We start from the raw sequence: 22,430 nt of genomic DNA on the forward strand, positions 1-22,430 counted from the left end.
TCCTGTTTGTTGCTCAGGCGGCTTTCGCGGTTGCGATATGGGGCGCGAGTTTTCCCGCGGCATAGCGTTTGGCCATCTCGTCCATGGCGATGACCTTGATCTTCGAGGCGTTGGACGCCGTGCCGAAACGCTCGAAGCGGTCTCGGCAAAGATCGTGCAAGGCATCCATGGCGGGCTTCAGGAATTTTCGGGGATCGAACTCGCGCGGATTCTCCGTCGCGACGCGGCGGAACTGCCCGGCCATGGCCATGCGGCAATCGGTGTCGATGTTGACCTTACGCACGCCGTAGCGGATGCCGCGCTCGATCTCCTCCACCGGGACGCCAAAGGTCTGGGGCATCTCGCCGCCATATTTGTTGATGATGTCCTGCAGTTCCTGTGGCACGGAGGAAGAGCCATGCATGACCAGATGCGTGTTGGGTAGCTTCTCGTGGATCGCCTCGATCACCTGCATGGCCAGTATGTCGCCGTCCGGCTTGCGGGTAAATTTGTAAGCGCCGTGCGAGGTGCCGCAGGCGATCGCCAGCGCGTCCACCTGGGTTGTGGCCACGAAGTCGACCGCCTGATCGGGATCGGTCAAGAGTTGGTCGTGGGAGAGCGCGCCCTCGGCGCCGTGGCCATCCTCGGCCTCGCCCTGGCCGGTTTCCAGCGATCCGAGCACGCCCAGTTCGCCTTCGACGGAAGCCCCGACCCAATGCGCCATGCGTGTGACTCGTTCGGTTACGGCGACGTTGTAGGCATAGCTTGCCGGCGTCTTGGCATCTGCCATCAGGGATCCGTCCATCATCACCGAGGTGAAGCCGTGGCGGATCGCGGAAAGGCAGGTGGCCTCGTCGTTGCCGTGGTCCTGATGGATGCACAGCGGAATGGTCGGATGCATTTCAGTCAATGCCTCCATCATTTTGGCCAGCATGACGTCGTTGGCGTAGGACCGGGCCCCACGTGAGGCCTGGATGATGACAGGCGCGTCGCAGGCTTTGGCCGCTTCCATGATTGCGAGGCCCTGTTCCATGTTGTTGATGTTGAATGCAGGGACGCCGTAGCCGTGCTCGGCGGCATGGTCGAGAAGCTGGCGAAGGGTGATGCGGGCCATTGTGGGTCCTCCTAGATGATGAGCTTCAGCGCCGCCGCAGCAACCGCTTCGGACGTTATGTTGAAATGCCGGTACAGATCGGGGGCAGGGGCGCTGGCGCCGAAACCGGCCATGCCGACGACAGCGCCCGTCTCGCCGACCCAGCGGTCCCAGCCCAGCCGGGCCGCCGCTTCGACCGCGACGCGCGGCGCGGAGCCGAGAACGGCCTTGCGGGTGGCGCTTTCCTGCTCCTCGAAAAGCTCCCAGCATGGCATCGAGACGACCGCGGCGGCGACGCCATGCTCGGTCTCCAGCCTTTCGGCGGCGGCAACCGCGATCTCGACCTCCGAGCCGGTTGCGATCAGGGTGACGGCACGGTGCCTGGCTGGCTCGCGCAGGATGTATGCGCCCTGGCTGGAGCGGTTCGCGTCGCTGTGCGCCTCACGCAGCATCGGCAGGTTCTGGCGCGACAGCACCAGCACGCTCGGCCGATCCCTGCTCTTCAGCGCAAGTTCCCAGCATTCCGCCGTTTCGATGATATCCGCTGGGCGAAAGACATTGAGGTTCGGCGTGGCACGCAGCATCGCCAGGTGCTCGACCGGCTGATGCGTTGGGCCATCCTCGCCGAGGCCGATGGAATCATGCGTCATCACGTAGATGACGCGCTGGCCCATGAGCGAGGAGAGCCGTATCGCACCACGCGCATAGTCCGCGAAGCAGAGGAACGTACCGCCATAGGGCACGAAGCCTCCATGCAATGCGATGCCGTTCATGGCGGCGGCCATGCCGTGTTCACGAATGCCGTAGTGAATATAGCGGCCGGCATAATCGCTCGGCGCAATGCGGTTCATGCCCTTGGTGATCGTCAGATTCGAGTGCGTCAGATCGGCCGAGCCGCCGACGGTCAATTCCGTGGCGCCGTTGATGACCTCCAGCGCCATTTCGGAAGCTTTTCGCGTTGCCACCTTGGTTGCCTTCTCGACATGCTCTCGGCGAAAGGCATCGAGCGCTTCGAAGACCGCGTCGGGCAGTCTGGCGGCGACCGCGTTCTCGAGGGCCTCTCGCTGCGGCGAGGCGGCAAGCCGCTGCTCCCACGCACCCCGCATCGCTTCGCCGCGGCCGGCAATTTCGCGCCAGGCGAAAAGCACGTCGTCCGGCACCTCGAACGGCGCGAAGGTCCAGCCGATGTTCTCGCGGGTCGCGGCGATCTCTGCTTCGCCCAGCGGCGCGCCATGCGTCTTCTCCGAACCGCCGAGATTGGGGGCGCCCTTGCCGATTACAGTGCGGCAGGCAATCAGCGACGGTCGATCCGACTGCCGCGCCGCCTCGATAGCCGCGGCGACAGCTTCCATGTCGTGGCCGGAGACCGTTTGGACATCCCAGCCGGCGGCTTTGAAGCGCGCCGGCTGGTCCATCGACGTGGACAGGGAGGTTGGCCCGTCAATGGAGATCGCATTGTCGTCCCAGAACACGATCAGGCGGGAAAGCTTCAGGTGGCCGGCGAGGTCGATCGCCTCGTGGCTGATGCCTTCCTGCAGGCAGCCGTCGCCTGCAATCACATAGGTATGATGGTTGACCAGATCGGCACCGTAGCGGGCAGCAAGCATGCGCTCCGCCAGCGCCATTCCGACCGCCGTGGAAATGCCTTGTCCGAGCGGGCCGGTGGTGGTCTCGACACCAAGCGCGTGGCCATATTCGGGATGTCCGGCCGTGCGGCTGCCCAGTTGCCGAAACCGCTGCAACTCCTCGATCTGCATGTCTTCATAGCCGAGCAGATAGTGCAGCGCGTATTGCAGCATCGAGCCATGGCCGGCTGAAAGCACGAAACGGTCACGGTCGGGCCAGCCCGGCCTGGAGGGATCGATATTGATGAAGCGGTTGAACAGCACCGTTGCGACATCGGCCATGCCCATCGGCATGCCGGGGTGTCCCGAATTCGCTTTTTGGACGCTGTCCATCGCCAGCACGCGAATGGCGTTCGCCATGTCGAGCTCCGAGACGACGGCGGTGGCGGCAGGCTTTAGTGCTGTTTGGCTGGTCATGGCGTCCTCCTCACGACACACGGCTCTTGCGTTCGATCAATTGCAGGATGAGCGGCGTCAGGATCAGCTGCATGGCAAGGTCGAGCTTGTTGCCTGGCACCACGATGGAATTTGGCCGCGACATGAACGAGTCGTGGATCATCGACAGCAGATAGGGAAAATCGATGCCGCGTGGATTGGCGAAGCGGATAACCAGCATCGATTCGTCAGGCGTCGGAATCCAGCGCGCGATGAAGGGGTTGGACGTATCGACAATCGGCACGCGCTGGAAATTGATGGCGGTCTGCGAGAATTGCGGGACAATGTAGCGGACATAGTCGGGCATCCGGCGCAGGATCACGTCCATCACCGCCTCGGTGGAATAGCCGCGTGTCGAACGATCGCGATGGATCTTCTGGATCCATTCGAGATTGATGACCGGCACGACGCCGATCTTGAGATCCGCATGCTTCGCCAAATTGATCGTGTCGGTGACGACACAGCCGTGCAGCCCCTCGTAGAAGAGCAGGTCGCTGGGACCGAACTCTCGCCATTCGGTAAAGCTTCCCGGTGGCGTGCCGTACTGCTTTTCCTCTTCCTCGTCATGGATGTAGGTGCGGGTTCTTCCGGATCCCCGGCGGCCGTATTCCGCGAACACCTCTTCGAGAATCCCGAGTTCGTTGGCCGCGGCATGGAAGTGGGTGAAGTTCGGATTGCCGGCCTTCTCCTCTTCGGCCACCTTTGCCTTCATCGCGGCGCGGTCGTAGCGGTGGAATGCGTCGCCTTCGATGAACGCGGCCTCGATGTTCTCGCGCCGGAAGATCAGCTCGAAGATACGCTTGACCGAAGTGGTGCCGGCGCCCGACGAGCCGGTGATGGTGATGATGGGGTGCTTGGCTGACATGGTGCTGCTCAGGCTCTGAAGAGGCCACGGCGGCTGAACAGCGGCGCTCGTTCGCCGATGTTGCTCGGCTCGGTGTGGTAGCGGGTGACGCGCGCGACCTCCCGCGCCGACCCGAAGACCATCGGCACGCGCTGGTGCAGGCTGTCGGGTTCGATGTCCAGGATGCGGTTGATCGTATCGGTGGCCGCACCGGCAGCCTGTTCTATGAGATAGGCAATCGGGTTGGCCTCGTAGACCAGGCGCAGCCGTCCCTGACCGTAGCCCTTGCGCCGGTCGCCGGGGTAGAGAAACACGCCGCCGCGCATCAATATGCGGTAGCAGTCGGCGACCAGGGAGGCGATCCAGCGCATGTTGAAATCCTTCTCTCGCGGTCCTTCGGTGCCCTCCAGGCAGTCGTCGACATAGAGCCGCACGGCCTCGTCCCAGTGCCGGTAGTTGGCGGCGTTGATGGCGAACTCCTGGGTGCGTTGCGGAATGATCCGGCTCTCGTATGCCTGGACGAAGGTGCCGAGCCTGGCCGACAGGACGAAGATATGCGTACCGCTGCCGAGCGACAGGACGAGCGCCAACTGCGGCCCATAGATGAAGAAACCGGCGCCTAGCTGATTCACGCCCGCCTGCAAAAAAGAGGCGGCCGGATCGGCATCCGGCGCGCCAGTTGCGGGCAGGAGCGAGAAGATCGTTCCGATCGACACGTTGGTGTCGATGTTGGAAGAGCCGTCGAGCGGGTCGATGGCAATGGCGAGTGGTGCTTGCCTGTCGAGTAGGACCGGCTGCTCCAGCTCCTCGGAAGCGTAGAGCGCGACCGGAGCGTGGCGCATGGCGTCGAGGAAGATGTCGTCGGAGAAGACGTCGAGATCCTTCTGGACATCGCCGTCGGCGTTGGCGCCACGGGTCCCGGCAAAGGCGGCGCCGAGCACACCTTGATTGATGGTATTGCGGATCTTGCTGGCGGCCTGTGTCAGCTGACGGACAGTCGTTACGACCGCGGAGCGAAGTTCGTCCGGCTGGCCGAGATAGGAGTTCAGAAAAGCGTCGAGCGTTGCCGCTGGCATCGTAACCTCCCGATCCAGCCGCGTCTCCTCGGATCGGCTGGATCGGGGGAATGAAAACAAACGACACTTGATAAGTAAAATTCAATAACTTTACGTTGGTACTAAAAATAATTTAGCATGAGACATGAGAAACCTCACGCTCAAGCATTTCAAGACCATCCAGGCCATCATCAGGCACGGAAAAATTGTGAGTGCGGCCAAGGCGTTAGGTCTGTCTCCTTCAGCACTGACAATTCAGTTGCGGCAAATGGAGGAAGAATTCCAACTGGCTCTGTTCGACCGGACGTCGGACGGCATGCGTCCCACTGCCGCAGGTTTGGCCGTCGTTGAGGCAGCGCAAGCTATCGAGGAGCATCTCGGTCTGCTCGAAGACAAGATCGACGCCATCAAGGGCGTTCGTACGGGTAGCTTGAGGCTCGGCGTCGTTTCCACCGCCAAGTATTTCGCGCCGCGGTTGATGGCTGCGTTCATGAAGGAACATCCCGACATCGACATGCGGCTTGCCATCGGCAATCGTGCCCAGACAATCGACAACCTCAAGAATCACGACATCGACATCGCGCTGATGGGGCGCCCGGCGAAAGAGGTACCGGTGCGTGCTTCGGTCTTCGGCGACCACCCGCTGGTCATCATCGCGCCGCCCGAACACCCGCTGGCGGCGGCGCGCGATATCTCCAAAGAGCGCATTGCCGAGGAGCATTTCCTTATTCGCGAGCCCGGCTCCGGAACCCGCATCTCGCTGGAAATATTCCTGAGCGACGTGCCTGGCCGCATCGACGAACTCGGTGTCGAGATGGGCTCGAACGAAACGATCAAGCAGGCGGTGATGGCTGGTCTGGGCATCGCCTTCATTTCTGCCCACACCATCGCCGCGGAAACGGAAGCTGGCCGGCTCGTCATCCTCGACGTTGTCGGCATGCCGATCCGCCGACAATGGTTCTCGGTGATACGAACCGATCACGCAATCTCGCCGGCCATGGCTACGTTCAACGATTTCCTGATGCGCAAGGGCGCGATGTATCTGCCCCTGTTCGGTAAGCTTTATCCCGATTCCTGAGCGGGATGACCGACGGATGGCGTTCGGAATCGACCGGAGCGAGACGCCGGACGTGTCGCCTGCCAAGAGACGTGAAATCCGTCGCAAGGTCGACTGAAGGTCTATTTCTTCCGACCGAGCGTTTCCGAGACGGTCCTGGACAATTGATAGAGCCGCTGCTCGATTATCGTCGGCACGTCGCAGACATAGGTCAGCGACTGGACACGTTCGTTGAAAATGCGCGTCGCGAAATTCAACTGGTCGGTTCGCCGTTCGACTTCGTCCGGATCGGCGTCGGCTTTGGCACGTAGGGCGTCGACGTCGGATGCTTCCTTGCGCAATTCAGCCGCCATTTCGAGCTGTTTGTGGGCATAGCGGGAAATGCCGGAAATCACGTGCGAACGCTCGGCGTCCATGTGATCGAACATTCCCTGCACCAGCATCGCCATCTTTGGTGCGACCTGCTCCGCCGGCAGAGAAGCCACGAAGTCCTTGATCTCCTTCTGGGCTTCGGCAATCGGCGTCCGTCGGGCCGCCACCGCCTCGACCAGCGCGGAGACGCCCGAATCCTTCGACCAATCCTTCGCCGCCGGGGGAAGCTCCGGCCCATTCCAGATCTGGCCGAGCGAGAGCTGCGGCACCTTGCGCTGCATGCAAGGCCAGTCGGGATCGGTGTTTGCCGCCCTGGCGTCCATCGGGACAAGCATGGCGATCAGAACCAGGGTGTGGACAAGTCTCATTCGCGCCATCAGCCGTTTCCTCCCGTGTCCTGTTTGCGGGTCATCAGGCCGCGCGAAGGATCGTATGCAATGATGGCGCCGCCCAGAAACAACAGCGTGCAACCGGCGACGACGCCCAGCGACAGCCAGTCGATCTGCCCATAGAAGGCGAAGCGGATCAGTTCGACGGCATAGGTGAACGGATTGGCGAGGCAGATCTTGTAGAGCAGGGGGCTTGCCTCCTGGATACGCCACAAAGGATACAGCGCCGGCGACGCGAAATAGCCTGGAAAGATGACGAAGTTCATGATGCCGGCGAAGTTTTCGAGTTGCTTGATCACGGACGACAAAAGCATGCCGAGCGCGCAAAGCATCATGCCCGACAGAAACAGTGCCGGCAGCACGTAGAGATAGCCGAGCGGCGGCGCCCTGACGCCCCACAACCAGGCGACGATCAGAAATGCGTAGACTTGCACGATCGATACGGCCACGCCGGCCAACATCTTCGACACCAGCAGGAACCAGCGCGGAAATGGGCTGACCAGCAGGATGCGCATGTTGCCCATCTCGCGGTCGTAGACCATCGACAGTGAAGACTGCATGCCGGAAAACAGCAGGATCATGCCGCACAGACCCGGAGTGATGTAGACCTCGTAGAGCACATAGGTCTTGTAAGGAGGGATGATCGACACGCCGAGCACCTGGCGGAAGCCGGCGGCGAAGATGAACAGCCAGACGAGCGGCCGCACCAGTGAGGAAATGAACCGTTCGCGTTGGTGCAGGAAGCGCAGGCACTCGCGCAGGACGATGCCTTTCAGGCAAATGAGATGGTGGCGGAGGCCGAATGGTTCAGACCCTACCGGTTTGATGCCGACGACTTTTCCGGGCATCGCAGGAGCGCTCATGACGATGTCTCCGCCATGCCCGTCGCGTCGACGCGGCTGAGCTTCGAAAAGGCATCGCGAATGGAATTTCCTCCATTTGCCTGGACGACATCCGACACCTTGCCCCTGGCGACCAGGTCACCCCGCCGCAGCACGACGACATGATCGGTATCATCGACTTCATCGATCAGATGCGTGGCCCAGAGCACGCCGATACCATCGGTTTCGACGAGCTTGCGGATGGTGGCGAGGATGCCAGCACGCGACTCGATGTCAAGGCCGACGGTCGCTTCGTCAAGCAGGAGCAGGGAAGGTCGGTGAAGCAGCGCCCGGGCGATCTCGATGCGCCGCATCTGACCGCCGGAGAGGCTGCGTGCCTTGTCATGCTGGCGGCCCTGCATGTCGACTGTGTCAAGCAGCGCGGCGATGCGCTGCCGGGCTTCGCGTCCGCCAATGCCATGCAGCGAGGCATGGTAGGAAAGATTCTGATAGACGCTGAGATCGAGGTCGAGCGTGCGCGCCTGGAACACGATGCCGACCCGTCTGAGCGCTTCGCCCGAAGCGCTGCGGATGTCGTGGCCGAAGATGCGGATCGACCCGTGACGCGTGTCATAGAGGTGGCTGATCAGGGAGAACAGTGTTGTCTTGCCGGCCCCGTTGAGGCCGAGCAGGACGGTGAACGTCGCGGGCAAGATCGAGAACGAGACCTCTTTGAGTGCCCGCTTCGGTCCATAGGAGTGGCTGACGGCACTGACGTCGAGTGCCGCCGCCTCGTCTCCCGGTCCGCTTGTTCTCACATGCTGCATGCCCGGATCGCTCCTTCAGGACGCGTTGGCAGGACGCACTGCTATCTAGCGCGCCTGATTTCCTTTGGTCTCACTTGATCGTGATCTTGCCCTTCAGGCCCTTGTCGGCGAGGTCGGGAACCGACCAGGTATACTCGCCGGGGCGAACTGTGTGGAATTGCACCTGGATCGTTCCCGCGTCGTCGAATTCCAGCCAGGCCGGTCCGCCGTCCATATGCACCTCCAGATCGTCGATGACGATCTGGTCCATCCACACATTGCGGAACAGGTCGGTCACGAACTTGTATTCGAAACCGCCCTTGGAGGTGATCTTCCAGCGATAGCCTTGGCCGGCGATCAGCTCGAAATCCTTCTGATTGACGGCATAGGTGGAATCGGCCGAGCCGATAATCAATTCCGGCAGGTTCTTGCTGGCACGCGATGGTTTTGGCGTTGCGTCATCCGCGCTTGCGGCGATCGGAGCAAGCACAAATCCGGCGAGCGCGGCGAAGATAAACCTATGGCGAAATTTCATGTCGCGATCCTCCCCATGATCAATGTCTGCTATTTGGGCGAAATGGCCACACCCCAAGGCTGCTGGCCTACGGTGAGCGATTGGACCGGCTCGTCGGTCGCCGTATCGATGAACGTGATGTCGTTGGAGTTGCCATTCGTGGTGATCAGCGTTTTCTGGTCGGGTGTGAAGGCCAGGTGCCAGACGCGTTGGCCGACGAGGATGTATTTCTCGACCTCGTAGGTGTCGGTATTGACCACGGCGACATGGTTCGCCGGGCCGAGCGCGACATAGGCTTTCTTGCCGTCGGCGCTGATGGCGATGCCTACCGGCTGGATGGTCTCAGCCCGCAATCCCTGGATCGCGAACTGGATCTTCTTCACCACTTCGCGTTTGGCGTTATCGATGACGCTGACGGTGCCGCCGACCTCGGCGCTGACCCAGACCTGCGAGCCGTCCGGCTTGAATTCGGCAAAGCGCGGGCGCGTGTCGACCAGTACGTTATCGGTTACATCGTGGGTGCCAGTGTCGATGAAATGCGCCATGCTGGTGGTTTCCGAGGTGTTGACCATGATCTTGCCATCAGGGCTGATACCCATGCCTTCCGGTTCCACGCCGACTGGAATCTCGGCCATGACCTGCTTGCTCTCGACGTCGATGGCGGTGACGAGGTTGTCGTCCTCATTGGCGACATAGAGCGTCTTGCCGTCAGGCGAGAGCACGAACAATTCGGGATCGGGGCCAGATGGCAGCGTGCCGACGATTTGCAGCGTCGCGGTGTCGATGATTTCGACCGTGTCGTCGTCACTGGCGCAAAGATAAACGAATTTGCCGTCATGCGAGATGGTGATGCCGCGTGGCCTCTGGCCGACCTCGACGGTCTTCACCACTTGCATGGTGGCCGTGTCGACGACCGTCATCGTGTTGTCCTTCTCGTTGGAAACGTAGGCCGTATAGGCCGATGCCGGGCTGGCCGTGAGGCCGGCCGCGAGAATGGCCAATGCACAAGCTCGTGTCTGCACGCAAATTCCTCCCCTTTGGCCCTACTTGAGAACGCATTTCGTTTCCGGCTGATCGATACCAAGCGTATCGAGTTCGGAGAATTGGTGGAGATAGCCCTCCTGCGGCGATGTCGACACGACCGACTTGGTGTCGCCAAGCAGGATCGGCTGGCGAAGCTGGAGGTTCCATTTGCGGAAGGTGAGTTTCTGTCCCTTGAAGGCGGCAACCGAGAAATCGCCCGACCGGATGTAGTCACTGATCTTTTTGGCATCGTCGCCTTTGGTGCGCGTGGTGGCTTCGCCGACGGCACGCACTGCTGTCCACGCCGACATGTCCTTGGAAAGCATCCGCCGGGCCGTCGTCTTCAGGAAGCGGCTCTGCATCTGGATGCCGCCCCATTGCTCGCTGGCGGGATGCCACGACGATGCAACAAGCCCGGCCGTGCCGGCGACCAGCCGCGGCGTCCAGGTGCGGTAGGGCACGTAGGTGCCAAACACCTGGCTTTCGTCGGCGACAAGCACAATGTCGTGCTCCGGCAGATCCTGCGTGAATACGGAAATCTGCTGCTGTATCTGCGTGGCGCCGGTGTCGGTACGCCTGGCCGTGCCGGTGTCCTTGAATTCCTTCTCGGCGACGATCTGGCCGCCGAAACGGGTTGCCGCGCGGCGCAACGCGTCGGCGTAGAGATGGTCCTGCTCATGCGAGCCGTAGAGCAGCACCCAATTCGGCCACTTCTTCACCATGAGATACTGCGCCAGCGCATCGGCAAGCATGCTGCGCGTCGGCGCGATATGAAAAACATTGATGCGGCAGTCCTCCTCGCGCAGGCTATCGTCGGTGGCACCGATGTTGAAGATCAGCACGCCCTTGTCGCGGGCTATATCGGCGATCGACAGCAATTGTTTGGCCGAGAGGTCTGCGACGACATAGTGGTCACCTTTGGCGATCAGGTCCTCGAATGCCTGAACCGCGTCGGCTTCGGGTTTGATCTCGGTCACGTCGAGGCTGAATTTCTGGTCGGTGAATTTTCCGGTGGTGTTGTTATCGCCGATTGCCACAGTGGCGCCGGCGACACCTTCATCACGCGGCGGCAGGTCGAGCATGGAAAGCGTCAATTGCGGCGCGTAGGCCCGCAAATACCCTATCTTGATTTCAGTGACCTTTTTTTCCGGCTTCGCCGCCGCTTCCTGGGCTATCGCGCCCGGAGCGTTGACGGTCAGGGAAAAAAAGCACAAAAAGGCGGCGAGAGTGCCCGGCACCGCGCTCGTCATCGATAGTAATTACCCATTCTTGCGCTGAGGTCCGACGGGTGTCGGAGCAGCGCCAAGTCCAGGTGCCCATGGTCAACTTAGCCGACCCGCAAAATTTATCAAACCCTATCGGACGACTTTTCGCGTCTGCCCTGGCTCGGTGTCTTTTTGACAAACATGCCATGGCGGCTGAAAAGATTGCCATCTTCGATTTCGAGGTCGTTCGCAGCTATGTCATCCGCGACGTGCGCGAGAATCAAGCGGACGAAGGACAAAAGATCTTGTCCTCCAAACTGGAGAAACTGTTCAAATGACCAGAATGCTGGCCAGCGTCACCGGCATCGAAGAGGCGGAGATCGTTCTTTCGAGCGGCGCCGACATCGTCGATCTGAAGGATCCGAAGGCGGGAGCGTTGGGCGCGGTACCCACGGAAACCATCCGCCGAACGATTTCGTTCATCGCTGGTCGGGCTCCGGTCAGCGCGGTCTGCGGCGACCTGCCGATGGAACCCGAAACGATCCGCGCCAAGGCTGAAGAGATCGCGGCGACCGGCGTCGATTATGTCAAGATCGGGTTTTTCCCATCGGCTCACATCCCTGCCTGCGCGGAGGCGCTCGAACCGCTGGCCGCGCGAACGAAGTTGATCGCTGTGCTCTTTGCCGATCTGGCGCCGGACTTCGAGCTCCTGCCGGTATTCGGCAGGCACCGCTTCCACGGCGTGATGGTTGATACCGCGCAGAAGGGAAAGGGCCGGCTGCTCGACCATTTGCCACCGGAGCGGATTCCGGGATTCGTCGATCGAGCCAAGTCGCTCGGTCTGATGGTTGGCCTGAGCGGATCGCTCGAAGCCCCGGATATTCCACGTCTATTGCCTTTCGCTCCCGATTTCCTCGGCTTTCGCGGCGCGCTGTGTGGCCATGCCGACCGCGCGGGTTCAATCAGCGCCGAGGCGGTCTCGCAGATTCGCGAATTGGTCCCGGCAGAGCCTGGGACGGGCGGTAAATCGAGCATCGACTATCGCCTGTTGGCAGCGAGAGGCTATTCGCCGGGCACCGATCCGACACTGGGCACGGACAGGATTTTCGTGCGGGATTTTGTTCTGCCGGTCCAGATCGGTGCCTACAGCTTCGAGCATGGTCATACTCAAAAGGTGCGCTTTGATGTGATCGCCGACGTGCTGCAAGTCACCGACCATCCCGAGGACATGCGCCATGTGTTCTCCTATGACATCATCATGGATGGCATTCGCACCATCGTCGCGCGGGGGCACATTCAGCTCAGCGAGGCTTTGGCCGAGCAAGTGGCGGCGCACGTTCTGGAGAACGAGCGCGTCGTGCGCGTCACGGTAAGGGTGGAAAAACTCGAGCTCGGGCCTGGCGGTGTCGGCGTCGAGATCGAACGCAAGCGCCAATCGGCAGGACGCGGTGTCGCCTCCGGCTCTGCCGGCCGAAAAGACAGAGGCAGTGTTTCCCGGCCGCGCCAGCAAGGCTCCGACGTCCTCGGGCGGGCCGTCGTCAAGCTTGGCGGCAGCACTGCCCATGCGGCGGAAATGACGAGCTGGATCGCGGCGCTGGCGGGTTCCAGGTTACCGATCGTCATCGTGCCCGGCGGCGGCCTGTTTGCCGATCAGGTGCGCGAGACGCAGACCCGCATGGATTTTTCCGACACCGCCGCACATGCCATGGCGATCCTCGCCATGGAGCAGTTCGGCCAAATCATCCTCGATCGGGACGAAAGACTGACGCCGGCACGATCGCTGGAGGAGATTGTGCGAGCATTGGACGAAGGCAAGGTTCCGGTGTGGCTGCCGTCGTCACTTGCGTTGCCGGCACCGGACCTTCCGGCCTCTTGGGACATTACCTCCGATTCCCTGGCTGCCTGGCTTGGCGGGAAGCTTGGCGCGAACGCGCTGTTGCTTATCAAGCAGACCGATGCATTCTTCGACAACGATACCCCTGACAGCCTGAAGGCCAGGGGCATTGTCGACCCAGGCTTTGCCGCCATGCTGCCCGACGGCATCGATTTCCGTCTCGCCGGTCCGAAGGATGCCGCCGAGGCGGGCGCGCTACTCGCATCGGGCAAGCTGCCCGGCATCGGGATTGTGGCTTCGACCCGCTCGGCAAAGAAGGCAGGATAGCCGATGGTGAAGCTGCACGTGCCGCGCTGGGCGTGGGTTTTGACGGGGTCCGGGCATTTTTTCACGGAGAGCTTCGCACTTGTTCGCCAACTCGAACATTGCGATGTCTTCGTGTCGAAAGCCGCCAATGAAGTGCTGCGCATGTACAAGCTCAAACTCGATTTTCCGGAGACGACGCGCGTGCTGCACGACAAGACGGCGAGCGCCATTCCCGTCGGCGAATTTTACCACGGCGTCTACCACACGGTCGTGGTGGCGCCTGCCTCGTCCAACACGGTTGCCAAATGCGTCTGGGGTATATCCGATACGCTTGCCACCAACGTCTTTGCGCAAGCCGGAAAGTGCCGCGTGCCGATCATCGTCTTTGCCTGCGACACCGCACCCGAACTCGAAACCATGGCGCCGCATGGCCTGGTCAAAGTCTATCCGCGCAGGATTGACCTGGAAAACACCGAGCGGCTGAAGGGGTTCGAACGAACCCAGGTCGTCGAGTCGCTCGCGGACCTCAACGCGGCGGTTCAGCAACGCCGGGCCGAGCTGTCCGGCCATGGCTGAGCGGCTGGTCTTTCTCACGGGACATCTGGCCAGGGCACGGTTGGAAAAGCTGCTATCCGGTCTGGGCGAGACGGAGTTTTCGTGGGAGGTGGTCGACATAGGTGTCAAGGTCGCCGCACTGATGACCGAAGACATCATAAAGCGGCGTCTCATCGCGTCCAACGCCGTTGACCGCTTTATCCTGCCAGGGCGCTATCGCGGCGATATCGAGCAATTGTCGAACCATTTCGGCGTGCCCTTTGCGCGCGGTCCTGACGAGATCGCGGACCTGCCGGCCTTTCTCGGCCGTGTCGGCGAGCCGCCGGATCTTACGCGTCACGATATGCGCATCTTCGCCGAGATCGTCGATGCGCCAATGCTGTCGATCGAAGCGCTCACGCTGCGGGCGGGGACGCTAGCTGCGGCCGGCGCCGATGTCATCGATCTTGGCTGCCTGCCTGAAACGCCATTTCCGTTGCTGTCGGAGGCTGTGCGCGAGCTCAAGGCACAAGGATTTCAGGTCAGCGTCGATTCGGCCAGCGCGGACGAACTGTCGATCGGTGCACGCGCCGGTGCGGACTATCTTCTCAGCCTCGACGAGAACACGCTGCCGTTAGTGTTCGGCCATGGGGCTACGGCGGTGTTGATCCCGTCCGCCCCCGGCGATCTGGATTCGCTTGGCCGCGCTATCGATGCGGCGCAAAGGGCTGGCATTTCCTTTATCGCCGATCCCGTGTTGGATCCGATCCACTTCGGCTTCGCCCAATCGCTCGGCCGCTTCATCGAGGCGCGCCGCCGCTGGCCGAAGATCGAATTGCTGATGGGCACCGGCAATCTCACCGAACTTACCGACGCCGACAGTTCTGGCGTTACGGCCGTTCTAACGGGGCTCTGCTCGGAACTCGGGATTCGAAACGTGCTAGCCGTACATGTCAGCCCTCACACGGTGCGGACGATCGAGGAGCACGACATTGCCCGTCGCATCATGTTCGCCGCCCGCAATGACGGTGCACTGCCGCGTAGCTATCACCCAGGCTTGCTGCAGATCCACGATCGCAAGCCCTTCACGGCCTCGACCGATGATATCGCTGGATTGGCGGCCGAGGTGCGCGACGCCAACTACCGTATCGCGGCAGCGGAGGACGGCATTCATATTTTCAACGGCAAAGGGCACGCGGTTGCCACGGATGCGTTCGAATTCTTCGCCGGACTTGGCGTGGAGACCGATGGTGCGCATGCTTTCTATCTGGGCGCGGAACTGACGAAGGCCGAGATCGCGTGGCGCCTCGGCAAGCGCTATGTTCAGGACGAGCCGCTCGCATGGGGCGTTGCCGCACCGGCTCCCGAAACCGACCGTACCCGTCTTGCCAAACCGGGCGAAACGCTTCGCGCGAAGAAGGAGGGCTAGGTGCCTTACATTCGCGAGACAATCATCACCACTGTCGACAAGACAGGAAAGGTCCATATCGCGCCGATCGGCATAATCTCCGAAAAAGACGGCTGGGTCATCGCACCGTTTCGTCCCTCGGTTACGCTCGACAATCTGGCGGCGGTGCCGTTCGCCATCGCCAACTACACCGACGACGTGCGCGTCTTCGCTGGATGCCTGACCGGGCGCAAGGACTGGCCGACCGTTCCCCTTGAAGATTTTCTGGTTCCCCGGTTGGCGACTGCGCTGGCGCATTCGGTTCTCGAAGTCGAGAGCGTTGACGATGATGGCGTGCGCCCTCGCCATTTCTGCCGCGTGCTTCGAGAGGAAATGCATGCGCCCTTCACCGGCCTTAACCGTGCCAAGGCGGCTGTTCTGGAACTGGCCATCCTGGTCAGCCGGCTTGGCATGCTACCCCGCGACAAGATCGAGGCCGAGATCGCGTATCTTTCGATCTCTATCGAAAAGACAGCCGGCGCCGACGAACGGGAAGCCTGGGGTTGGCTGATGCAGCGTGTCAGCGATCACCTAGCCGCCAAAGGGTCCAGCAGCGGGGACGCGTGAGCGTGACGGCGCGAGCGCCGCTACGCTGCTTGTGATCGATATCCAGCCAGCAGCGCCACCGCCGATGCTGGTGCGGCGCGGCTGGCCTCGCCGCGAACAGCTTCATGAGCGGGGACGATGTCGGCGAAATCGACAAAGCGACGTTCCATGCGCTCGGCCAGCCGCCTGATCTGCCAGCGGCCCGTTCCGGCGCCGACGATCGGAACATCTTGAGCAAGACCCCAGGCAACCAGGGATGCTGCGTCGTGGATTTTCCGCAATTGCTGCTCGCTGAACCAGCGTGCGACTTCACCCCATTCCGGCGGCGAAAGTTCAGCGGCGTCGCGCCCGACCATGCGCGCCAGTCGCGCGATTGAGCCGTGGACCGTCTTTTCCTTGCCGTCGGCGGAAGGGTGCATGTCGTCCTCCTCATCGAGCACACCCAGGATCCGGTGCGCGTCGGCGATCGAGGCGAAATACTCGTTCATCAATGGCGTCAGTCTTCGATGGACAGGAGCAGACGAGGCTACGCCGAACAGAAATGTCCTGGTAAATCCCGTATAGACCAGTTCGCCAGTCAGAAGCCGTCCGGCATCGGTGTAGCCCTCATTGACGACGGCGCCGTCCTTGATGGCGATAATGTCGGTGGTGGTGGAGCCCATATCGACGAACAGGGCATCGCCGGCCAGTTTTGCCACCAAAGAGGCTGTCGCGTGCCAGTTGGCGGAGGCGACATCAGTGCTCAGCCGCGCTGCCTGCTCGACCTCGACAAAGCCGGATGATCCGGCATAGATCAGCTTTTCGCCTGTGGGAAAACGATTGGAAATCTGACCCAGCAGCGTCGTCACGCCGATATCGCGGGACGCAAAGATGTCCGATAGTTCGCCCGTCATGGTGAACGCGTTGAGATCGGCTTCCGCATAGATCGGGGCTGTTTCGTCGAGGGCCGAGGTCAGGCTATGCAACCCTTGCCAAAGCGGCGTGGCGATCGTTACCGCGCCGACGATGCGGCCGCCTTGCGCGCGCGTCACCTTCAGATGCGCGCCGCCAATGTCGAAGCCCGCAATGATGCTCTTTCTTTTTTCCACACTTCAAGCTTTCATGACAGCAGTTGGTCGGCGAGAAAAACGTTGCGCATCATTCCGGTTCTCGACTTGAAAGGCGGCGAGGTGGTTCGCGCCCAGCAAGGAAAACGCGATCGCTACCGGCCGATCGTTACGCCGCTCAGCCGAAGTTCCGATGTCCTCGCCGTCGCCGAAGGGTTGCGCACGCTTCATCCCTTTTCGACCTTCTACATCGCCGATCTGGACGCCATTGGAGGCGGTACTCCAAACAGCGACGCACTTGCCCGGCTGAGGGCGATGACGCAGCCGCCTGAGCTCTGGGTCGATGCCGGCGTAGCAGACAGGAAAACGCTTCTGGCGGCGCTCGCTGAACATTCGGTTTACCCGGTGTTGGGCTCCGAATCGCAGCAGGACGATGTGCTGCTCCGGCATTTTCGCGATCATCCCGATCTCATCCTGTCCCTTGACTTCTTTGGCGATGATTTTTGCGGACCGCGTTCTCTTCTCGCTGAGCCCGAGCTTTGGCCGCAAAAGGTGATCGTCATGACGCTGGCCAAAGTCGGTGCGGCCGCCGGCCCGGACTTCAGGCGGCTGGAGGAGGTCAAGGCCAAGGCGGGAAGTCGCGCGGTCATCGCGGCCGGCGGCGTCCGCGATGACAACGATATCCACGCATTGTCAGCGATGGGCATCGCCGCAGCGCTGGTCGCAACCTCACTGCACAACGCCACGCTCACACCTAGTCACCTGGCGTCGTTCGGCGCCTGATCACAGTTGCTCCTCACCCCCGAAAGGCGGGCGCCCTTCGGGAGTGTCGCTTCAAAAGCCCAGAACCCTTTTCAGCCGGCGCAACAGACCATCCGTTTCGGAAGATGGCTTTTCCTGTGCGGGGCTGTCTCTTGTCTAGGCCGCGAACGGATGCTTGACGTTGTCGCGCTGAGCGGTGGCTTCGGCGGCGGTCGGGGTTCCTGCGATAGCGCGCTGGATGGCCTCCTTTGTCGCCTCGTAGTTGTATTTCTGGATCTTGGCGTCGTCGGCCGCGTCCCAATGGATGAATACGCCAACGCAAATGAACACGTCGTCCGCTTCGTTTGCCGGAATTGTCCCGTCCGCGACGCTGTCCTGCACTGCCTTTGCAACGGCGTGCTGCGCCGGGCCGAACATCTGTACAGCCTGCTTGGCGCCCTTGATCGTGACCTTGTTGAACATCACCGTATTGGGCTTGCATTGAAGATTGGGCGCGATCACCGCCAAAAGCGAGGTAAAACCGTCCTTGTTGTTGGTGAGCGCGTTGCAAAATGCCGTTTCGACTGCGCTCCCTCGCGGCCCGATGAGCAGGTCGACATGCGCGACTTCGTTGCCGTCCCCGACCAGCGATTCACCGACCATTACCTTCGAGATTTTTGCCATGCCAATTTCCTCCAAGACACAATTATGATGTCCACGGACGCTGCAACCGAGCAGGCGCTCGATGGACAGCTATCCTTGTTGGCAGCGCCCGGATTGCCCGGACCGGTTGGCTAGATAGCCGCGGAAGCACAGCTCCCGCTTTTGGAAGTCAAGCACCAACGCCGCGATTATGCAAGCGAGTGCCTAGAGTGTGGACTAAAAGAGTAGCCACGGTCAGATCGGCCGAGGTGCCGGGGTTTACTTTGTCCGCCTTCAGCCGGCGGTCGAACTCCATGAGCAGGCGAATGCGTGACGGCTCGTCGCCGTTGGCATGGAGCGTCGCCTGAACGGAAAGAGCGTCCTGCCGCACCTGATTTGCGACTTCAATTCCGTGATTGCGCACCACGTGACTGTCGGGGAAGCCTGCGAGAAACGCCATATAGGCGAACACGGTCGGCCACATGCCGCTTTCTCCGCGAGCTAGCGCCCCTACCAGCGCGGCCAGCCCTACCCCGAACACGTCGCCGAAACAGGTGTCATACTGGCGGGCGATCATATCGCGGTCGGCAGCCTCCCGCATTGCTTCCAAGAGATGAACCTTCGGCTCCTGCCGCACATCATTCGCGGCATCTCCCAGGCCGCCTGGCGCTGCCATGGCGATCGCCTCGAACACTGCCCTGGTATCGTCCATGCTCAACGCGCGCAGCAGCGAGTCGAGATTGTCCTGCAAGCTGCCACTCCTCATTTCGGCGGCGCCTATCAGAGGCCCCGCCAGGAGGACGATGCCGAGATTGGTGTTGGTTGCTACCGCCAGGCGTGTCGCACGCACCGCCTCCAGCATGCGCTGCCCGACCGAGAGGCGAGGATCGGTCAGCGGCTCGGACGAAACCTCGGCACTCATCATGAACTGGGCGGCGGACATGCCGTGTCCGTCGGCGAACAGGTGGACATTGCCCGGCTTCAGAGCTTCGATCTCCATCCGGCAGGCATCCTTGTAGCTAGCCCGGAGGCGTTCACGCGATAACGCCATCCTGCCGCTCCGTTACGAATTCGCCGGCGCGGTGAAACGGAAGGGCCGCGGCGCGGCGGTCGCTTCGGTGCGGTCGGCCAGGAATTTCAGCAGGGCATCGGCGATCGCTTCGGCGATGTTCACAGCGACCACCGATTGCAGTCCTGACCAGGCGGGCATGCTGTTCACCTCGAGTACGAACAAGCTGCCATCGTCGGCTCGCACGATGTCCACGCCGGCGAAATCCGCGCCGACGGCGGCTGACGCGGCGACAGCCAGCGATGCCAGCTCAGCCTTGCCAGGTCCCGAAACCGGCTCCGGCACGCCACCCCGGTTGACGTTCGTGATCCAGTCGTCGCTGCTGCGGCTCATCATCGCGACTGTTTCGCCGGCGCAGACAAAAACGCGGAAATCCCGGAAGGGCGGGCCGGCGCGCGACACATAATGCTGGAGATAGTAGACGCTGTTCACCTCGTCTGCGGCGGGAAGGTCGGAGAGCGTACGGATCAGCCTTATCCCGCGGCCTTGCGCCCCGAACAATGGTTTCAGCACCAGCGGTCCCTCCCGAAGCTCCTGCGCCGCGATCTCCTTGGCGGCGGCAAGTCCTTCGACGGCGAATGTCGGTGGCGTTGGCAGGCCAGCATTTTTCAAGAGGAAAGTCGTCATCGACTTGTCGACGCAGCGTTCGACCGCCTGCGCCGAATTCCACACGGGAACCGACAGCCGGCTCAGCGCGTGCAGTACCCCGAGGCGCCGGGTGATCGCTTCGAACGATCCTGCGGCGATCGAACGGACGAGCACGGCATCGGGCAGCGCACCGCCGAAACCGGGGATCGAAAGTCCGCCCGGGCTGCCGGTGTCGAACGCGATCGCCGCCAGCGGCACGGTTGCAACAATAGCGCCCCGTCGACCAAGCCTTGCCGCGAGGCCACTTGAGCCGGTGTCCGAATTGTCGCTGACGATCAGGATGCGAGGGATCATGTGGTGCCTCGGATGTGGCGGATGACGGACGGGTCTCTTTGTGCCGCCATGCTAACCGAGGCTCCGTTCGAGCATCTTTGGATCACGCCGGCCAGCGCGAAACGTGTCGCCGGTTTCGATCGCCGTCACGATCACTTCGGCCGGGCTGAACAACAGTGGATCGATGGCATAGAAATCCCCCTTGAACCGCTTGAAGATCTCGGCAAAGGGTTGACCGTAGTCCCGTGAGGCGCGGCTCGGAAGTTTCTCCGCGAGGTTGCTGGCCTCTTTTGCCGACCCTTTTACGAAGAGCTGGACGCTGCCGCCATAGATGATGGCATCGTTCGTTCTGCCCATGGCGGTCAGGAAATCCGGGTGGGGGGCGGGGATTGGCGCCGCTCCGATGCCGTCGACAACGTTCTCCAGCGGAAATTTGAGATCGTTGGCCTTGTGCAGGGCAACCTCGAGCGCGCGCGCAACGATCTGCAGGCTGCCGGCAAGGCTTTGCGTCGGCGCGTAGAGGAAGGTGAGCTTGTCGGTTGCCAGTCCGGTTGCCTTGCTCACTTTCTCGACGATTGCTGGGGGAGGCGGTTTGGCAGTCTCCAGGATAAGCACGGCGGACGATGCGGTGTCTCGATAGGAAAGCGCGTCGAACAGGGGTTCGACGCGGGCGAGTGCCCGCGCCGGTCCCGATCCCATGGCGAAATAGTCCTGGGCAGACAGGTTCCAGCCCGCATATTGACTGCCTAGGCAGGCTAGTACCGGCTGCGACGAGCGCACCTCGACGGTGAACGGCCATTTCCGCTCCGTGCGGTCCATAAACACCGACACGCTGCCGAGACCGCCCATCGCCGCCTCCGCCATGCGCAGCCCGGCCTCGACGCTGCCGGGCGCCTTGGCGCCGACATCGATAAGGAGCTCGCCCAAGGTTCCCTTGGAAGCGGCGATCCGCAGCCGTTCGGCGTCGCTGATCATGCCGTCAGCGATGCGCTGTGCATTGTCGTTCAGGAATGCCGAACCGTCTTTCATGTCCGGTCTCCTTCCCATTGGAGTTGCAACCGGCGGGCTTGCCCCTTGATGAGCCGCCTGGTCAAATCGGCGTTCGGACCGCGCGCGAAGACGGTGCAGACGGGGTCGCCGGCAATCAGAGGGGTGCCGGGCGACTGATGGTCAGCGGTCCATTCGGGCCACGCAATCGACGGAAACCGCGCGATTGGCGTCGCGGCGTAGGTCACCATTGAAGCCATCGAATCGACGAAGCGTGGCAAACGGTAAGTTCCGCCGGTTGCAGCTCGCAGATGTGCTTCGATCAGCGGCGCGTCGGCCTCGTCAAAAATGTCCAGCGTGGCGCCTGGCCGCGGATTGATCTCGATGAGCTTGTAGCCATCCGATCCGCGAATGAGATCGGCGCTGCACAATCCAACCAGGCCGGCACGGCGCGTCAGGGCTGAAAGCCAGCCGCCGATGACCGCCGCCCGCCTGCGGTCGAAGCGTCTCAGCCGCACGGCCCCGCCATAGCGGTAGGGCGCCGTGGAGACGGGGGAAGTCCATTGTTGGCTGAAGCCGACGATGCGCGCGGCCTGGCCGTCGCCGACGAACAGGGCCGAGATGCTGCGTCCGGCGACGAAACGCTGGAAATAGCGGCCGGTGGTCTGGCTTTCTCCGGCCGCCTGTCTGATATGCCCACCCCCGGCGCCGCCCACGGTCTTGGCCACCCAACTGTCTGGCTCAGGCGGTCGATCCCACCGGAATTCCGGATGTGGGATGCCGAGTTCGGCACAATCCGCGGCCAGCAGTTGCGGGTCCTTGATCCTGCTGATCGCCGCGCCGCGATTGCCGGCAAGCGGAAAATGGCGAGCGACGGCGTCGACAGTCTCCGTCATCCGCTCAAAGCCCGAGCCCAGGACGACGGCGACCGGCTGGTCTTCGCCGACCAGGTGCCGAAGCGTCTCGATGATGCGCTCGCCGTCGATGCCGTCCTGTAGGTTGCCCGGCAGCTTGGTCGTTCGTTCTGCCAGCGCAACCGTATCGGTATCGCAGAAGAAATCAGCGACCAACGGACGGTAGCCCGCACGCCGCGCAGCCATGGCCAATGCCCGGCCTGAAATCGCCGCGATCAGCAGAGA

23 protein-coding genes are annotated in these 22,430 nt (G+C 62.1%); 7 read left to right on the forward strand and 16 right to left on the reverse strand.

Features of this window, described 5'->3' with window-relative positions; genetic code table 11:
• Nucleotides 1-13: 13 nt before the first annotated feature.
• From fba to FJ443_RS21145, 4 genes are read right to left on the reverse strand one after another with little or no spacing between them, the layout of a single operon-like run.
• Nucleotides 14-1,093, reverse strand: coding sequence for a class II fructose-bisphosphate aldolase (gene fba, locus FJ443_RS21130; protein WP_140498214.1), 1,080 nt, complete (start codon nt 1,091-1,093; stop codon nt 14-16).
• Between the two features lie 11 nt (nt 1,094-1,104).
• Entirely contained in the window at nt 1,105-3,114 is a 2,010-nt protein-coding gene (tkt, locus tag FJ443_RS21135) for a transketolase (RefSeq protein WP_140557417.1), read from the reverse strand.
• Nucleotides 3,115-3,124: 10 nt separating this feature from the next.
• Entirely contained in the window at nt 3,125-3,997 is an 873-nt protein-coding gene (locus FJ443_RS21140) for a phosphoribulokinase (RefSeq protein WP_140498210.1), read from the reverse strand.
• Between the two features lie 8 nt (nt 3,998-4,005).
• Nucleotides 4,006-5,052 (reverse strand): class 1 fructose-bisphosphatase, encoded by a 1,047-nt coding sequence (locus tag FJ443_RS21145; RefSeq protein WP_140515144.1) that lies wholly within the window; start codon nt 5,050-5,052, stop codon nt 4,006-4,008.
• A gap of 124 nt (nt 5,053-5,176) precedes the next feature.
• Here FJ443_RS21145 and FJ443_RS21150 point away from each other — a divergent pair, with 124 nt between their 5' ends.
• Nucleotides 5,177-6,109: a LysR family transcriptional regulator gene (locus FJ443_RS21150; RefSeq protein WP_140498205.1), complete on the forward strand. Its 933-nt coding sequence runs from the start codon at nt 5,177-5,179 to the stop codon at nt 6,107-6,109.
• A 101-nt stretch (nt 6,110-6,210) separates the two neighbouring features.
• Here FJ443_RS21150 and FJ443_RS21155 read toward each other — a convergent pair whose 3' ends face one another.
• The 6 genes from FJ443_RS21155 to FJ443_RS21180 form a co-directional block, all read right to left on the reverse strand.
• Nucleotides 6,211-6,837 carry a hypothetical protein gene (locus FJ443_RS21155; protein ID WP_140498203.1) on the reverse strand — a complete coding sequence of 209 codons (627 nt, stop codon included), beginning with the start codon at nt 6,835-6,837 and terminating at the stop codon, nt 6,211-6,213.
• Nucleotides 6,837-7,697 (reverse strand): ABC transporter permease, encoded by an 861-nt coding sequence (locus FJ443_RS21160; protein ID WP_181175123.1) that lies wholly within the window; start codon nt 7,695-7,697, stop codon nt 6,837-6,839. Before FJ443_RS21160 ends, FJ443_RS21155 begins: the two co-directional genes overlap by 1 nt.
• A gap of 11 nt (nt 7,698-7,708) precedes the next feature.
• Nucleotides 7,709-8,497 carry an ATP-binding cassette domain-containing protein gene (locus FJ443_RS21165; protein WP_140632171.1) on the reverse strand — a complete coding sequence of 263 codons (789 nt, stop codon included), beginning with the start codon at nt 8,495-8,497 and terminating at the stop codon, nt 7,709-7,711.
• Between the two features lie 70 nt (nt 8,498-8,567).
• Nucleotides 8,568-9,011: a hypothetical protein gene (locus FJ443_RS21170; protein WP_140557423.1), complete on the reverse strand. Its 444-nt coding sequence runs from the start codon at nt 9,009-9,011 to the stop codon at nt 8,568-8,570.
• 29 nt (nt 9,012-9,040) lie between these two features.
• Nucleotides 9,041-9,991 (reverse strand): YVTN family beta-propeller repeat protein, encoded by a 951-nt coding sequence (locus tag FJ443_RS21175; RefSeq protein WP_246673098.1) that lies wholly within the window; start codon nt 9,989-9,991, stop codon nt 9,041-9,043.
• Between the two features lie 42 nt (nt 9,992-10,033).
• Nucleotides 10,034-11,263, reverse strand: coding sequence for an ABC transporter substrate-binding protein (locus tag FJ443_RS21180; protein ID WP_140632166.1), 1,230 nt, complete (start codon nt 11,261-11,263; stop codon nt 10,034-10,036).
• Nucleotides 11,264-11,301: 38 nt separating this feature from the next.
• On the opposite strand from FJ443_RS21180, the gene FJ443_RS21185 reads away from it, so the two are divergent.
• The 5 genes from FJ443_RS21185 to FJ443_RS21205 are packed head-to-tail and all read left to right on the forward strand — an operon-like array spanning nt 11,302 to nt 15,906.
• The gene (locus FJ443_RS21185) at nt 11,302-11,556 is read left to right on the forward strand and encodes a hypothetical protein (protein ID WP_140560484.1); all 255 of its coding nucleotides are present in this window, start codon (nt 11,302-11,304) and stop codon (nt 11,554-11,556) included.
• Nucleotides 11,553-13,379, forward strand: coding sequence for a (5-formylfuran-3-yl)methyl phosphate synthase (locus FJ443_RS31705; RefSeq protein WP_140623845.1), 1,827 nt, complete (start codon nt 11,553-11,555; stop codon nt 13,377-13,379). The genes FJ443_RS21185 and FJ443_RS31705 overlap by 4 nt, the downstream gene beginning before the upstream one ends.
• 3 nt (nt 13,380-13,382) lie before the next feature.
• The gene (locus FJ443_RS21195; RefSeq protein WP_140515154.1) at nt 13,383-13,934 is read left to right on the forward strand and encodes a flavoprotein; all 552 of its coding nucleotides are present in this window, start codon (nt 13,383-13,385) and stop codon (nt 13,932-13,934) included.
• Entirely contained in the window at nt 13,927-15,321 is a 1,395-nt protein-coding gene (locus tag FJ443_RS21200) for a DUF6513 domain-containing protein (protein WP_140665699.1), read from the forward strand. Before FJ443_RS21195 ends, FJ443_RS21200 begins: the two co-directional genes overlap by 8 nt.
• A complete protein-coding gene (locus FJ443_RS21205; protein ID WP_140524700.1) occupies nt 15,322-15,906 on the forward strand; it encodes a DUF447 domain-containing protein in 585 nt (194 codons plus the stop codon).
• Nucleotides 15,907-15,926: 20 nt separating this feature from the next.
• Here the strand turns inward: FJ443_RS21205 and FJ443_RS21210 are convergent, their stop codons facing one another.
• Nucleotides 15,927-16,973, reverse strand: coding sequence for a hydantoinase/oxoprolinase family protein (locus FJ443_RS21210; protein ID WP_140665702.1), 1,047 nt, complete (start codon nt 16,971-16,973; stop codon nt 15,927-15,929).
• Here FJ443_RS21210 and FJ443_RS21215 point away from each other — a divergent pair.
• Nucleotides 16,923-17,714 (forward strand): HisA/HisF-related TIM barrel protein, encoded by a 792-nt coding sequence (locus FJ443_RS21215; RefSeq protein ID WP_140665704.1) that lies wholly within the window; start codon nt 16,923-16,925, stop codon nt 17,712-17,714. The genes FJ443_RS21210 and FJ443_RS21215 overlap by 51 nt on opposite strands.
• A gap of 135 nt (nt 17,715-17,849) precedes the next feature.
• Here the strand turns inward: FJ443_RS21215 and fae are convergent, their stop codons facing one another.
• The 5 genes from fae to FJ443_RS21240 all read right to left on the reverse strand — a co-directional run bounded on the left by fae (nt 17,850) and on the right by FJ443_RS21240 (nt 22,391).
• A complete protein-coding gene (fae, locus tag FJ443_RS21220; RefSeq protein WP_140498176.1) occupies nt 17,850-18,356 on the reverse strand; it encodes a formaldehyde-activating enzyme in 507 nt (168 codons plus the stop codon).
• Between the two features lie 148 nt (nt 18,357-18,504).
• Nucleotides 18,505-19,365 (reverse strand): triphosphoribosyl-dephospho-CoA synthase, encoded by an 861-nt coding sequence (locus tag FJ443_RS21225; protein WP_140515159.1) that lies wholly within the window; start codon nt 19,363-19,365, stop codon nt 18,505-18,507.
• A gap of 12 nt (nt 19,366-19,377) precedes the next feature.
• Nucleotides 19,378-20,325 carry a RimK family alpha-L-glutamate ligase gene (locus tag FJ443_RS21230; RefSeq protein WP_140515160.1) on the reverse strand — a complete coding sequence of 316 codons (948 nt, stop codon included), beginning with the start codon at nt 20,323-20,325 and terminating at the stop codon, nt 19,378-19,380.
• A 51-nt stretch (nt 20,326-20,376) separates the two neighbouring features.
• A complete protein-coding gene (mch, locus tag FJ443_RS21235; RefSeq protein ID WP_140515161.1) occupies nt 20,377-21,333 on the reverse strand; it encodes a methenyltetrahydromethanopterin cyclohydrolase in 957 nt (318 codons plus the stop codon).
• Entirely contained in the window at nt 21,330-22,391 is a 1,062-nt protein-coding gene (locus tag FJ443_RS21240) for an ATP-grasp domain-containing protein (RefSeq protein ID WP_246681234.1), read from the reverse strand. The genes mch and FJ443_RS21240 overlap by 4 nt, the downstream gene beginning before the upstream one ends.
• Nucleotides 22,392-22,430 lie beyond the last annotated feature (39 nt).

Source organism: Mesorhizobium sp. B2-6-1 (assembly GCF_006440475.1).
GTDB lineage: Bacteria > Pseudomonadota > Alphaproteobacteria > Rhizobiales > Rhizobiaceae > Mesorhizobium.